We start from the raw sequence: 14,736 nt of genomic DNA on the forward strand, positions 1-14,736 counted from the left end.
AAACCACGTCAGCTTCACCTTGCCGTATATATGTTACTGACTTCGTCAGTTCTATCTACAACCTCAAAGCAGTGCTTTGAGCAACCTGCGGCTAGCTTCCTAGTTTGCTCTTTGATTTTCATTGAGTATAAGGAGCACGTTTTCGCTCAACTGATTCTAGGAAAGAATCACAAATATATTTTTAAATTTAAGTTAGAATGAGGTTTTACTCATGGAAAATGTTGTTGTACATATCATCTCTCACAGTCACTGGGATCGTGAGTGGTATCTACCTTTTGAAAGTCACCGTATGCAATTGGTGGAACTTTTTGACAATCTGTTTGATCTGTTTGAAAATGATCCTGAGTTCAAGAGCTTCCACCTAGATGGACAAACCATTGTCCTCGATGACTATTTAGAAATTCGCCCTGAAAACCGTGACAAGGTGCAGCGTTATATCGACGAAGGCAAATTGAAGATTGGACCATTCTATATCTTGCAGGATGATTACTTGATTTCCAGTGAAGCTAACGTCCGCAATACCTTGATTGGACAAGCGGAATGTGCTAAATGGGGCAAATCTACTCAAATTGGTTACTTCCCAGACACCTTTGGAAATATGGGGCAGGCTCCTCAAATCCTTCAAAAATCAGGTATTCACGTAGCAGCCTTTGGTCGCGGTGTCAAGCCAATCGGATTTGATAACCAAGTCCTTGAAGATGAACAGTTTACCTCTCAATTTTCTGAGATGTACTGGCAAGGGGCTGATGGTAGCCGTGTCCTCGGTATTCTCTTTGCTAACTGGTACAGTAACGGGAATGAAATTCCAGTGGATAAAGACGAAGCCTTGGCTTTCTGGAAGCAAAAATTAGCAGACGTTCGTGACTATGCATCGACCAACCAATGGTTGATGATGAACGGCTGTGACCACCAGCCTGTTCAGAGAAATCTGAGTGAAGCCATTCGCGTGGCCAACGAACTCTTCCCTGACGTGACCTTTATTCATAGCTCATTTGACGAATATGTCCAAGCAGTGGAAAGTGCCCTTCCTGAACAATTATCAACGGTCACAGGTGAGTTGACTAGCCAGGAAACGGATGGCTGGTACACCCTTGCCAATACCTCTTCTTCACGTGTTTATCTCAAACAAGCCTTCCAAGAAAATAGCAACTTGCTGGAGCAAGTAGTGGAACCATTAACCATTATCACTGGTGGACACAACCACAAGGATCAATTGACCTACGCTTGGAAAGTACTTCTGCAGAATGCACCGCACGATAGTATCTGTGGTTGTAGTATTGACGAAGTTCACCGTGAAATGGAAGTTCGTTTTGCCAAGGTCAATCAAGTCGGAAACTTCGTCAAAACCAACCTTTTGAACGAATGGAAAGAGAAACTCGCGACTCAGAAAGCCCAGAGTGAGCATCTCTTTACGGTTATGAACACTGGCTTGCATGGCAAGGTGGATACCGTCAGTACGATTGTCGATGTAGCGGTTTGTCCATTTAAGGAATTGCACCCGACAGAAGGCTTCAAGAAAATGGCCGCTTTGACCTTGCCAGACTATCATGTAGAGGATTTAGATGGGCATCTTGTAGAAGCTGAGATTGAAGACTTGGGGGCAAGCTTTGGCTATACCTTACCTAAGGATAAATTTCGCCAACCCTATATTGCGCGTCAAGTGCGCGTGACGGTTCCAGTTCACCTATCACCTCTTTCTTGGACCACCTTCCAGCTTCTGGAAGGAAAAGCTTCCCATCATGATGGGATTTACCAAAATGGGGTTCTCGATACACCATTCGTAACTCTCAGTATTGATGATGGCTTGACCCTTTACGATAAGACGACTAACGAAGCTTACGAAGACTTCATCCAATTCGAGGATCGTGGGGATATTGGAAATGAGTATATTTACTTCCAACCAAAAGGAACCGAGCCAATCTATGCGGAGCTGAAAAGCCATGAAATCTTGGAAAACAATGCTCGTTATGCCAAAATCTTGCTCAAGCATGACTTAACCATTCCAGTCAGTGCAGATGAAAAATTGGATGCGGAGCAAAGAGGCATTATTGAGTTTATGAACCGAGACGCAGGTCGTTCAGAAGAGGTGACAACCATCCCTCTTGAAACAGTGATGACCGTCTTTGTGGATGACCCGCAAATTCGCTTCAAGACGAGCTTTACCAATACTGCTAAGGATCACCGTATTCGTCTCTTGGTGAAGACTCATAACACTCGTCCAAGCAATGACTCGGAAAGCATCTATGAAGTTGTGACACGGCCAAATAAACCAGCAGCTTCTTGGGAAAATCCTGAAAATCCACAACACCAACAAGCCTTTGTCAGCTTGTATGATGATGTAAAAGGAGTGACCGTATCCAATAAAGGATTGCACGAATACGAAATCCTTGGAGACGACACAATCGCAGTAACCCTTCTGCGTGCTTCAGGTGAGCTAGGTGACTGGGGCTACTTCCCAACACCGGAAGCTCAGTGCTTGCGTGATATCGAAGTTGAATTTGCAGTAGAATGTCACCAAGCAGGGGAACGCTTCTCAGCTTTCCGTCGTGCCAAAGCCTTCCAGGTGCCATTTACAGCTCTTCAAGTTGCAAAACAAGAGGGTAGCGTTGCAGCAACGGGTAGCCTCTTTAACCATCCGGCACTGAACTTGCCACAAGTCTGCCCAACAGCCTTTAAGGTGGCTGAGAATGAAGAAGGTTATGTCCTTCGTTACTACAATATGAGTCAAGAAAATATCCGTGTGTCTGAAAAACAACAAACCATTCTTGACTTGTTGGAACGCCCATACCCAGTCCATTCAGGACTATTGGCACCACAGGAAATTCGTACAGAACTCATTCAAAAAGAAGAAATTTAATTTCAAAAAGTAAACATAAACAGAAAGGAGGAGCGAAAAAGTAAGAAACAACTGCTGATTCGCTCCTTTTTGCAGGTGAAAGCAATGACCATTGCAACGATTGATATCGGAGGGACTGGCATTAAGTTTGCTAGTCTAACTCCTGATGGAAAGATTTTAGATAAGACCAGCACCCCAACTCCAGAAACTCTAGAAGATTTGTTGGCTTGGTTGGACCAATGCTTATCAGAACAGGACTATCGTGGGATTGCTATGAGTGTTCCAGGAGCGGTCAATCAAGAAACAGGTGTGATTGAGGGAATTAGTGCCATTCCTTATATCCATGGTTTTTCATGGTATGAGACCCTTGCTCATCACCAACTCCCTGTCCATCTAGAAAATGATGCCAACTGTGTTGGACTTAGTGAACTGCTGGCTCATCCTGAGATTGAAAATGCAGCTTGTGTTGTCATTGGCACAGGGATTGGCGGGGCCATGATTATCAATGGCAAAATTCACCGTGGTCGCCATGGCTTGGGTGGAGAGTTTGGTTACATGACTACTATCGAACCAGCAGAAAAACTCAATAACTGGTCACAACTAGCTTCTACAGGAAACATGGTTCGCTACGTAATTGAAAAATCAGGTCAGTCAGACTGGGATGGCCGAAAGGTTTACCAAGAGGCGGCAGCCGGCAATACTCTTTGCCAGGAAGCTATTGAGCGGATGAATCGTAATCTAGCTCAAGGACTGCTCAATATCCAGTACCTGATTGATCCAGATGTGATTAGCCTAGGTGGCTCTATCAGTCAGAACCCAGATTTTATCAAAGGGGTGCAAAAAGCAGTAGACACCTTTGTGGAAAGATATGAAGAATATACAATTGCGCCAGTGATCCAAGCTTGCACCTATCAGGCAGATGCCAATCTCTACGGTGCCCTTGTCAACTGGTTACAGGAGGAAAACCAATGGTAAGTTTTACAGGACTTAGTTCCAAACAAGCGCAAGCTATCGAAGTATTAAAAAGTCACATTTCTCTATCAGATGTAGAGGTGGCAGTCGCTCAATCTGACCAAGCTTCTATCTCTATCAAGGGTGATAAGGGGCAGTATCAACTGACCTACCGTAAACCTCATCAACTCTACCGTGCTTTATCTGTGCTAGCAACAGCTTTAGCAGAAGGGGACAAGGTAGAGATTGAAGAGCAGGCGGCCTATGAAGATTTAGCCTATATGGCGGACTGTTCGCGAAATGCCGTGATAAATGTCGCATCTGCCAAACAGATGATTGAAGTCTTGGCTCTCATGGGTTATTCAACCTTTGAGCTCTATATGGAAGACACCTATCAGATTGAGGGGCAACCTTACTTTGGTTATTTCCGTGGAGCGTATTCAGCTGAAGAGTTACAGGAAATTGAAGCATACGCCCAGCAGTTTGACATGACCTTTGTCCCATGCATCCAGACCTTGGCTCACTTATCTGCCTTTGTCAAATGGGGTGTTAAAGAAGTCCAGCAACTCCGCGATGTAGAGGATATTCTCCTCATCGGTGAAGAAAAAGTCTACGATCTGATTGACGGTATGTTTGCTACTTTGTCTAAACTACAAACACGCAAGGTCAATATCGGCATGGACGAAGCCCACTTGGTTGGTTTGGGACGTTACCTTATCCTAAACGGTGTAGTTGATCGTAGCCTCCTCATGTGCCAACACTTGGAGCGTGTGTTGGATATTGCAGACAAGTATGGTTTCCACTGCCAGATGTGGAGCGATATGTTCTTCAAACTCATGTCAGCAGATGGCCAGTACGACCGTGATGTCGAAATTCCAGAAGAAACTCGTGTTTATCTTGACCGTCTAAAAGACCGTGTGACCTTGGTTTACTGGGATTATTATCAGGATAGCGAAGAAAAATACAACCGAAACTTCGGTAACCACCACAAGATTAGCCAGGATATTGCCTTTGCAGGTGGTGCTTGGAAATGGATTGGTTTTACGCCCCACAACCAATTTAGCCGCTTAGTAGCTATTGAAGCCAATAAAGCCTGCCGTGCCAATCAGATCAAGGAAGTCATCGTGACGGGATGGGCAGATAATGGTGGTGAAACAGCCCAATTCTCTATCTTACCGAGCTTGCAAATTTGGGCAGAACTCTGCTACCGCAATGACCTAGACCGTTTGTCTGCACATTTCAAAACCAATACAGGTCTATCCGTTGAGGACTTTATGCAGCTTGACCTTGCCAACCTCTTACCAGACCTGCCAGGTAATATACATGGTATCAACCCTAACCGCTATGTCTTTTATCAGGATGTTCTTTGCCCAATTCTTGATAAGCACATGACTCCTGAACAGGATAAGCCTCACTTTGCTCAGGCAGCTGAGACTCTTTCTGACATTACAGAAAAAGCTGGAGTCTACGCTTATCTTTTCGAAACTCAGGCCCAGTTGAATGCTATTTTAAGTGGCAAGGTTGATGTGGGACGACGCATTCGTCAAGCCTATCAAACAGGTGATAAAGAGAGCTTGCAACAAATTGCTAGGGAAGAATTGCCAAAACTCAGAAGCCAGATTGAAACTTTCCACAAGCTCTTTAGCCAGCAATGGTTGAAAGAAAACAAGGTCTTTGGTTTGGATACAGTAGATATCCGTATGGGTGGGCTCTTGCAACGAATCAAGCGAGCAGAAAGCCGTATCGAGGCTTATTTGGCTGGTCAAATTGACCGCATCGAAGAATTAGAAGTCGAAATTCTTCCATTTACTGACTTTTACGCAGACAAGGACTTCGCAGCTACAACGGCTAATCAGTGGCATACTATTGCGACAGCATCGACTATTTATACGACCTAGAAAAACTCTATTCAGGCAGAGTGTTTCCCGTGAAACCTATTCTTATATAAAAAAGTTCTCCACATAAAATAATTTGTGGAGTTTTTTCTATAATTTGTAGTTTAAACTGTCCTAAAAATAAGAGTATACTATTTTTGTAAACGTTATCAAATCTAAAAATGTGAGATTATGAAGCTTTAGAAAAATAAAAAGGGAGGAAATTATGAATAAGTTTTCAAAAACTTTAAGAGATAATTGGATTTTTCTCTTAATGGTTTTACCAGGAACAATTTGGTTGATTTTATTCTTCTACATTCCAGTTTTTGGGAATGTGGTTGCCTTCAAAGACTACCATATGACTGGTGAAGGATTCGTCCACAGTATTATAAATAGTAAATGGGTCGGACTAGATAACTTTAAATTCTTGTTTAGTTCGAAAGATGCCTTTGTCATCACTCGAAATACTGTCCTTTACAACCTTGGATTTATCTTTATCGGTTTGATTGTGTCAGTTGGTATCGCCATTATCCTTAGTGAACTTCGCTCTAAGAGAATGGTTAAAATCTACCAAACCTCTATGTTGTTTCCTTACTTCCTATCTTGGGTTATCATCAGTTTCTTTACAGATGCTTTCCTAAATATCGATAAAGGGCTTATTAACCACACCTTGGAAGCTCTTGGCATGAAGGGAATTAACTTCTACGCTGACATCAGTATCTGGCCTTATCTTCTCCTCTTCCTAGGTATTTGGAAAGGCTTTGGATACAGTAGTGTGATGTACTACGCAACCATCATGGGTATTGACCCAACTTACTACGAAGCAGCGACAGTGGACGGTGCTAGCAAATGGCAACGTATCCGTAACGTAACCATCCCTCAGTTGACACCGCTTGTGACAGTATTGACCATCCTTGCAGTCGGAAATATCTTCCGTGCAGACTTCGGTCTCTTCTACCAAATCCCTCACAATGCTGGTCAGCTCTATAGTGTAACAAATGTATTGGACGTCTATGTCTTTAACGGATTGACTCAAACAGCAGATATCGGTATGGCTTCGGCAGCCGGTCTCTATCAGTCAGTCGTTGGTTTGATTCTGGTTATCCTATCAAACTTGCTTGCAAGACGTGTTGATCCTAACTCAGCACTATTCTAGAAAGGAGGAGCATATGGCAAAAAAAATTCAAAAAGAAAAAATTGATAATGTTGGCATACACTCCTTCAGCAAAAAGGCAGATATCTTCTTTAGTATCATATCTGGTTTGCTGGCCTTCTCTTGTATCTTGCCTTTCATCTTCGTAATCATTATTTCAGTTACAGACGAAAAAAGTATTGTTCAATATGGATATAGTTTCTTCCCTTCCAAGTTTGGTGTAGATGGTTTTGAGTTTTTGGCTCAGTTTAAAGACAAAATCTTACAAGCGCTTTTTATCTCAGCTTTTGTAACAGTTGTTGGAACTTTGACAAACGTCTTCATCACAACAACATACGCTTATGCCATCTCACGTTCAACATTTAAGTATCGCAAATTTTTTACAATCTTTGCTCTTCTTAGTATGTTGTTCAATGCTGGTTTGGTACCAGGCTATATTGTGGTAACTCAGTTACTTCACTTGGGTGATACTATTTGGGCCTTGATTGTTCCGATGCTTCTATCGCCATTCAACATCATGTTGATGCGGTCTTTCTTCAAGAAAACCATTCCAGAAGCAATCCTCGAATCAGCTCGTATCGATGGTGCTAGCGAGGCGCGGATCTTCTTCCAAATCTGTTTACCACTCTCTCTTCCAGGGATTGCAACTATCACACTGTTGACAGCACTTGGATTCTGGAACGACTGGTTCAATGCCCTTCTTTACATCAAGAGTGACAACTTGTATCCATTGCAATATTTGCTCATGCAAATTCAAAACAACATGGATTACATTGCTAAGTCAGTTGGGATGTCAGGACAACTTGCAGTTGCCCTACCAAAAGAAACAGGTCGTATGGCCATGGTCGTAGTTGCGACTGTTCCAATTGCGATTCTCTATCCATTCTTCCAACGCTACTTTGTAAAAGGTTTAACTATCGGTGGTGTTAAAGAATAAGAGACACTGAGAAACAAGCTTTCTCTACCCTATCTAACTTTTCTATGTTGAAAAGTAGATCACTAAAATTGTTTTAAATTTAAAAATAAAAAAAGGAGTTTTTATCATGAAAAACTGGAAAAAATATGCTTTTGCATCTGCTAGCCTTGTAGCTTTAGCTGCTAGCCTCGCTGCTTGTGGAAACCTTAAAGGTAACAACCAAAAAGCTGCTGACTCAGCTTCAGGTGACAAAACTGTTATCAAAATGTACCAAATCGGTGACAAACCAGATAACTTGGATGAGTTGCTAGAAAATGCAAACAAAATCATCGGAGAAAAAGTTGGTGCTAAATTAGACATCCAATATCTTGGTTGGGGTGACTACGGTAAGAAAATGTCAGTTATCACATCATCAGGTGAAAACTATGATATCGCATTTGCAGATAACTACGTTGTAAACGCTCAAAAAGGTGCTTATGCTGACTTGACAGAATTGTACAAGAAAGAAGGTGCTGAGCTTTACAAAGCGCTTGACCCAGCTTACATCAAAGGTAACACTATAAACGGTAAGATTTATTCTGTTCCAGTTGCAGCTAACGTTGCATCTTCACAAAACTTTGCTTTCAACGGCCCGCTTCTTGAAAAATATGGAATCGATATCTCAGGTGTAACTTCATACGAAACACTTGAACCAGTATTGAAACAAATCAAAGAAAAAGCTCCAGACGTAATGCCATTCGCTGTTGGTAAAAACTTTATCCCATCAGAAAACTTTGACTACCCAGTTGCAAATGGTCTTCCATTCGTCATCGATCTCGAAGGTGACACTACTAAGATCGTAAACCGTTACGAAGTTCCTCGTTTCGTAGAACACTTGAAGACTCTTCACAAATTCTATGAAGAAGGATACATTCCAAAAGACGTAGCAACTAGCGAAACTTCATATGACCTTACTCAAGATACTTGGTTTGTTCGTGAAGAAACAGTAGGACCAGCTGACTACGGTAGCAGCTTGCTTTCTCGTGTTGCTAACAGAGACATCCAAATCAAACCATTTACTAACTTCATCAAGAAAAACCAAACAACTCAAGTGGCAAACTTTGTAATCTCAAACAACTCTAAGAACAAAGAAAAAGCAATGGAAGTGTTGAACCTCTTGAACACTAACCCAGAACTCTTGAACGGGCTTGTTTATGGACCAGAAGGCAAGAACTGGGAAAAAGTTGCAGGTAAAGAAAACCGTGTTAAAGTCCTTGACGGATACAAAGGAAACACTCACATGTCAGGATGGAACACTGGTAACAACTGGATCCTTTACATCAACGAAAATGTTACAGATGAACAAATTGCACAATCTAAGAAAGACTTGGAAACTGCAAAAGAATCTCCAGCGCTTGGATTCATCTTCAACACTGACAACGTGAAATCTGAAATCTCAGCTATTACTAACACTATGCAACAATTCGATACAGCTATCAACACTGGTACTGTAGACCCAGAAAAAGCTATTCCAGAATTGATGGAAAAACTTAAATCTGAAGGTGCTTACCAAAAAGTATTGGATGAAATGCAAAAACAATACGACGAATTCTTGAAAAACAAAAAATCTTAAGATAGATTGATTTCGTGTATTCATTCCTAAAAGATGCAATCACTGCCTTGTCTGGAGTTTTCCAGACGGGGTGGTGATTCTTTTTTGGATCATGATAGGTATTTTATTCAAGACAGGCCATGGATATCTTTTTGTTAAGTTTTCTTCATCGAATATTTAATTAAAATAAGATCTGAAAATGAGTCTTGTTTTTTATTTTTCGGTCAAATAAATTGCATTCGTTTTCTTGGGAGAGTATACTGGTATAGTTGAATGAAAAATTCTGATAATTTAATCTTAGAAAAGAGAAGCAAATGTCAAAAGATATTCGAGTTTTACTTTACTATAAATATGTTCCCATCGAAAACGCAGAACAATTTGCGGCTGACCACTTGGCTTTCTGTAAATCAATCGGCCTCAAAGGCCGTATCCTAGTGGCTGACGAAGGGATCAACGGAACTGTTTCTGGTGACTACGAAACAACGCAAAAATACATGGACTACGTTCACAGCCTCCCAGGTATGGAAGACCTCTGGTTCAAGATTGACGAAGAAAGTGAGCAAGCCTTCAAGAAGATGTTTGTTCGCTACAAAAAGGAAATTGTTCACCTTGGTTTAGAGGATGATAACTTTGATAACGACATCAATCCTCTTGAAACAACAGGTGCTTACTTGTCACCAAAAGAATTTAAAGAAGCCCTCTTAGATGAAGATACAGTGGTCCTTGATACTCGTAATGACTATGAGTACGACCTTGGACACTTCCGTGGGGCTATCCGTCCAGACATCCGCAACTTCCGTGAATTGCCACAATGGGTTCGTGATAACAAGGAAAAATTCATGGATAAACGTGTCGTAGTATACTGTACAGGTGGCGTCCGCTGTGAGAAATTCTCAGGTTGGATGGTCCGTGAAGGCTACAAAGATGTCGGTCAATTGCATGGAGGAATTGCGACTTATGGGAAAGATCCAGAAGTTCAAGGGGAACTTTGGGATGGGAAAATGTATGTCTTTGATGAACGTATTGCAGTCGATGTTAACCATGTTAATCCAACCATTGTAGGGAAAGATTGGTTTGATGGCACACCGTGCGAACGCTATGTAAACTGTGGTAATCCTTTCTGTAACCGCCGTATCTTGGCATCAGAAGACAACGAAGATAAATATCTCCGTGGCTGCTCGCACGAGTGCCGTGTTCACCCACGTAATCGCTATGTTTTAGAACATGAATTGACGCAAGACCAAGTCATCGAGCGTTTAGCAGCGATTGGTGAGAACTTGGATCATTCTGAAGTTGTATAAAAGTCAGACAGTCCTTAGGGGCTGTTTTTCTATGCTTTTGACCAAAAAATCTTAAATTTGTTTCTGCATCTTTCAGGAAAATGGTGTATACTATATGTAAACGATTTCAAAGGAGACCATTATGGTGAAGACATTTTTTATTCCAAATAAACAAAGTATTTTAGGACAACAGGAGATTCTTACGGCCAAATCAATTTTAGGCTTAGTAGAAGGCCTAGAGTCGCATAGTTATGATGCTGTCTACCTCCGTCAACCTCTCAATCGCCTTGAGTATATCGAGTGTGGAATCGTAGGTAAGTCTCAATTTCTCTTTAAAGTTCGATATCTAGATGCTCAAAAAGGCTATCAAGTCATCATTCCTGACTTGATTACAAGAGCTGATTGGGAGATTGTAGAAGGGCTCTTGCGGGCTTTGTCTAGCAAGGTTGGTGAAGCAGTTGAAGGCTTGGCAGACTTTGACTTGGAAAACTATTTCCAAGAAACTGTCAAGAGCTATCTAGCGGATAAGGCTGCTCGTATGGCCTTCTGCCAAGGAATTCTTTCACCTGTTTACTTTGATAAGAAGGATTTAGAGAGTTTCCTAGAAGAAGATGGATTGACACGTTTTGAAGAGTTAGTCAAGAAGGTTCAAGGTTCAGATGCTTACCCTGCCAGCGCAAAATTTTATCCAGATGGAGAAGGTAAGGTTCATGGTATCTACCACCTAGCTCAGGGAGTAAAAACTATCTTACCAAAAGAACCTGTGATTCCAGCACCTTACGTTGAACAGTTAGTAGGCAAGGAGCTTGTATGGGAGATTGACCTGGTGAAAATCTCTGGAGATGGTTCAAAACCAGAAGACTATGAAGCAGTAGCTAGACTGGATTATCAAGCGTTTTTAGAAGCTTTGCCAAAAGAACTTTATCAGGACTTAGATGCTAACCAAGTAGAAGTAGGCCCTGTTTTAGGGAAAGATTTTGAGAACTTAGTAAAAGGTAACTAGAGGCATAAATGAAAGATATTGGTTTTAAATAATGTGAAAAGGCAGATTTTTGGTCTGCTTTTTATGTAAGATAAAATCCTGTCAAGAGTGACAGGATTTTATCTTACATAAAAGCAAGGATTCGAAGATAGTCAAAAACAAGAGCCATTTCTGCTAGGAAGAATAGAAATAGAATGCCACCGTTGACTAGGAATGCCAAGAGGAGACGATAGAAGGAGTCAACTTGACTGTCCTTGCTAGGTCTTGAAATGATATAGAGGTTACCAAGTAGAACCATGCCCATACTAATGAGGCAGAGAAGAGCCGCAAAGCGTAGACCGTTAAAGAAGGCAAAGAAGCTAGCAATACCTGTCAAGAGAATTGGGATAGCCAAGAGTCTGCTATGTACTTGAAAGGCTCTTTCCAATGTCCAATCACTGTCCTGATCGACAAAACGTTTGACTACAAATCCACCCATGAGGATAGAGAAGAAGAACAAACTTGTCGCTACCAGGATGGAGAAGATAGAAAAGAGATTTAGTGAAGGGAGATGCTGGAGAGCTTTAGAGTCGATGGCTGCCATGCGGCCGTAGTAGCCTTGCTTGGCGTGATAAACTGTAAAGAGGAAACTCGTGGCAGAAAAGATAGTTAGGAGCGCAAAAGCAGTGTAACTGTGTTTTTTATCTGTATCGAAACTTGCTGTCGGTTCTTTAAGGGCACCTTGTAACCAAATCCAAAAATCAGCCAATTCTTCTTTGAAGATTGCAGTTTTTGTAGATGTAGGGTCTGGTAAAAATGGGCTTTCCAAAGATTTGCTGGTTAAAGGTTTGCTTGTCTGAGAAACTTCTTCAACAGGTTCTTCTGACTTGTCTGTCTTTGTTACCAGTTCTTCTTCAGCTTCTTCAGTTTCTTCTTCTTCAGCCTCTACTTTTTCTAGGTCAGTTTCCTGATTTTCAGGATTGGCTTGAGGATTTTCCTCAACTACTGGCGCCTCTTCTCTTGCCTCTGAATCTTCTTCAAGGAGAACTGAGTCGGATGGGCTATCTTTTTTATCATTGTTGGCTGTTTTTTCGAAATCAGCACTTTCAAACCATTCTTGAGTCATAATAGACCTCCCTTTTTTGATTAATTTTTGAGTAGTAACTACTAGTTGTCTTTATTCATGATTTCTATAAGAAAGCATGCGACCTTATTATGGGAAATAGATACTTTGATTCGATTTTGCGACGAGGAGATCTTGCGTATCTTTTTTTTCTGTTTTGTAAGGGTTAGCTAATGCTTCACCTTTACTACCTCCCGTAGGTATGTCACGTCTGTCTCGATGCCAACGATAGATATCACCATGTTCAGCAGAAAACTCAACATTGATTCGATCAAGTTCCTTTTGAGATAACTCGAATGAGATATCTTTTCTTGCCTCGAATTCCACTCGACCATGCACTTGGATATCGTCTGCCTCGATATGTTCATGATCTGCTTGGATGCGGCTATCTGTTAGACTGGTTTCAAATACATTGACAATTCCAGTTGTAGTCAGTTGGCTATTTTTAATCTCGCTATCAGTGATACGAAGAAGAAAGCCATTTGACAGAATCTTGGCATTGTTGATTTTTGCATTGGAAATTGAAAGGATACGATGGTTTACCTGGGCAGTTAGATTATTTAAGTCTTTTCCTCTTGGTAATGAGAGAACAACTTCATCATTGCGACTAGAAATTCCGCTTGCGATATAGAGAATACCCTCGATACTAGAACCTATAGAGCGACGTGTAGTTGACTTGGTGTCAGTTATTTCAAGACTTTTCTCTTTGATAGAGTGTTGAAGATTTTCTTTTTCAGAGATGGTTGGATGATACTGAAGGTGAATCTTGTCATCGCTAGATTCTCTAATGACTAACGAATGTTCTGTCAGTGACATGTTTAGATTTTCAATATCTTGATCAAAAACGAGTTCTTCCATTCGACTTTCAAATACTGGATTTTGAGACATTGCAAGGAGGCTTCTGACACCATCTGTTTGGATCCCGATGATCATCATGGAAAAACCAATGATACTAGTAACAACACCAAAGATAAGAAATCCTTTTGTCCATTTACGCATGTCTTTCACCTCTCTTTCCTCTATTAAGAATCCATTGGATAAGTCGAAGGACTAGTAATCCAAAGAAACGGGTCACATAAGAAGTTGCTAGTAAGACTAGAGACGAAGCCCCAATCGCTAATAAACCTCCTCCAAAAATCAGCACAAAAGCAGATGTCGATTCAGCCAGAACGTAGAAGCTTTCAAATAGGAGAACGCCTCCTAGGATTAGTCCAGCCACTGATACAGCAAAGAAGGCCAACAGTACACTGATTGCTGCGATAAAAATTCCGATGATAGTCATGAGAATTCCAATTGCAACAGGAATTCCGATAGGAGCCGCAAGAAGTGCTAGGATAGCGATTTGTAAAACCTGACGGTTGTTCTTATTGGAATTTTCTTCGTTGATTTTTTTATCAAGAAGTGTAGTCAGGACATCATGGGCAGCTTCTTTTGGACTTCCCAGGCTAGCTATTAGGTCTTCCTCGCCTTCAGGACCAGCATCATCAAAGAGTTCTTTGAAGTAATCCATGGCTTCGATGCGATCAGCTTGAGGAAGCTTCATCAGATAGGCTTCAAGCTGATTCAAATATTCAGTTCTTGTCATGGCGAATGCTCCCTTCTATGATGCCATTGATAGTGTCAGTGTAGAGTGTCCATTCTTCTCGAAGGACAAATAGTTGCTCCTCTCCAATTTCTGTCAAGGAGTAGTACTTGCGCATCCGACCTTGGTATTCACGAGAGTATGTAGTCAGATAGCGGTTGGTCTCCAGTTTTTTCAAGATGGGGTAGAGGGTAGATTCCTTAATTTTGGCGATGAGTTTAATGGTTTGGCTAATTTCATAACCATAGGAATCCCCTTGTTCTAGAATGGCCAAGATGAGAAATTCTATCAGGGCCGATGATGTTGGAAAATACATGGGGCACCTCCTTTTTAGTATGTAAAAATTTTATATATAATTATTCTACACATACATCATACATCTAAATGAAAGCCCTGTCAAGTAATATGTGTAAAATTTTTATATATAAAAATCTCCTAGTAAAAACTAGAAGATTGGAGGCTGTTTTGC

Annotated in this window: 12 protein-coding genes; 8 read left to right on the forward strand and 4 right to left on the reverse strand. The window is 41.3% G+C overall.

The features are described 5' to 3' along the window. Nucleotides 1-211: 211 nt before the first annotated feature. The 8 genes from ACLNCS_RS07210 to ACLNCS_RS07245 all read left to right on the forward strand — a co-directional run bounded on the left by ACLNCS_RS07210 (nucleotide 212) and on the right by ACLNCS_RS07245 (nucleotide 11,604). The gene (locus ACLNCS_RS07210) at nucleotides 212-2,857 is read left to right on the forward strand and encodes an alpha-mannosidase (protein WP_424848006.1); all 2,646 of its coding nucleotides are present in this window, start codon (nucleotides 212-214) and stop codon (nucleotides 2,855-2,857) included. Nucleotides 2,858-2,941: 84 nt separating this feature from the next. Next, a complete protein-coding gene (locus ACLNCS_RS07215) occupies nucleotides 2,942-3,811 on the forward strand; it encodes an ROK family protein (RefSeq protein ID WP_414272980.1) in 870 nt (289 codons plus the stop codon). Beyond that, nucleotides 3,805-5,685 carry a beta-N-acetylhexosaminidase gene (locus ACLNCS_RS07220; protein ID WP_424848008.1) on the forward strand — a complete coding sequence of 627 codons (1,881 nt, stop codon included), beginning with the start codon at nucleotides 3,805-3,807 and terminating at the stop codon, nucleotides 5,683-5,685. Before ACLNCS_RS07215 ends, ACLNCS_RS07220 begins: the two co-directional genes overlap by 7 nt. Nucleotides 5,686-5,887: 202 nt before the next feature. Further along, nucleotides 5,888-6,817, forward strand: coding sequence for an ABC transporter permease (locus ACLNCS_RS07225; RefSeq protein WP_006149056.1), 930 nt, complete (start codon nucleotides 5,888-5,890; stop codon nucleotides 6,815-6,817). 13 nt (nucleotides 6,818-6,830) lie between these two features. Then, the gene (locus ACLNCS_RS07230) at nucleotides 6,831-7,751 is read left to right on the forward strand and encodes a carbohydrate ABC transporter permease (protein ID WP_424848010.1); all 921 of its coding nucleotides are present in this window, start codon (nucleotides 6,831-6,833) and stop codon (nucleotides 7,749-7,751) included. A gap of 106 nt (nucleotides 7,752-7,857) precedes the next feature. Continuing rightward, nucleotides 7,858-9,342: an ABC transporter substrate-binding protein gene (locus ACLNCS_RS07235; RefSeq protein WP_049494436.1), complete on the forward strand. Its 1,485-nt coding sequence runs from the start codon at nucleotides 7,858-7,860 to the stop codon at nucleotides 9,340-9,342. Nucleotides 9,343-9,635: 293 nt separating this feature from the next. Beyond that, on the forward strand, nucleotides 9,636-10,622 hold the full coding sequence (gene trhO / locus ACLNCS_RS07240) for an oxygen-dependent tRNA uridine(34) hydroxylase TrhO (protein ID WP_004251023.1): 987 nt from the start codon (nucleotides 9,636-9,638) through the stop codon (nucleotides 10,620-10,622). 121 nt (nucleotides 10,623-10,743) lie between these two features. Next, nucleotides 10,744-11,604, forward strand: coding sequence for a DUF4299 family protein (locus tag ACLNCS_RS07245; protein ID WP_414254575.1), 861 nt, complete (start codon nucleotides 10,744-10,746; stop codon nucleotides 11,602-11,604). Nucleotides 11,605-11,707: 103 nt separating this feature from the next. On the opposite strand, the gene ACLNCS_RS07250 is transcribed toward ACLNCS_RS07245, so the two are convergent. The 4 genes from ACLNCS_RS07250 to ACLNCS_RS07265 all read right to left on the reverse strand — a co-directional run bounded on the left by ACLNCS_RS07250 (nucleotide 11,708) and on the right by ACLNCS_RS07265 (nucleotide 14,583). Then, nucleotides 11,708-12,688: a DUF6574 domain-containing protein gene (locus ACLNCS_RS07250; RefSeq protein WP_424848013.1), complete on the reverse strand. Its 981-nt coding sequence runs from the start codon at nucleotides 12,686-12,688 to the stop codon at nucleotides 11,708-11,710. A gap of 87 nt (nucleotides 12,689-12,775) precedes the next feature. Next, a complete protein-coding gene (locus tag ACLNCS_RS07255) occupies nucleotides 12,776-13,684 on the reverse strand; it encodes a DUF4097 family beta strand repeat-containing protein (protein WP_424848015.1) in 909 nt (302 codons plus the stop codon). Then, a complete protein-coding gene (locus tag ACLNCS_RS07260) occupies nucleotides 13,677-14,270 on the reverse strand; it encodes a DUF1700 domain-containing protein (protein ID WP_424848017.1) in 594 nt (197 codons plus the stop codon). The genes ACLNCS_RS07255 and ACLNCS_RS07260 overlap by 8 nt, the downstream gene beginning before the upstream one ends. Continuing rightward, complete coding sequence (locus ACLNCS_RS07265) at nucleotides 14,257-14,583, reverse strand: PadR family transcriptional regulator (RefSeq protein ID WP_049526196.1); 327 nt, start codon at nucleotides 14,581-14,583, stop codon at nucleotides 14,257-14,259. Before ACLNCS_RS07265 ends, ACLNCS_RS07260 begins: the two co-directional genes overlap by 14 nt. Between the last annotated feature and the right edge of the window lie 153 nt (nucleotides 14,584-14,736).

The organism is Streptococcus sp. CL9.43 (genome assembly GCF_049737935.1).
GTDB classification, from domain to species: Bacteria; Bacillota; Bacilli; order Lactobacillales; family Streptococcaceae; genus Streptococcus; species Streptococcus infantis_I.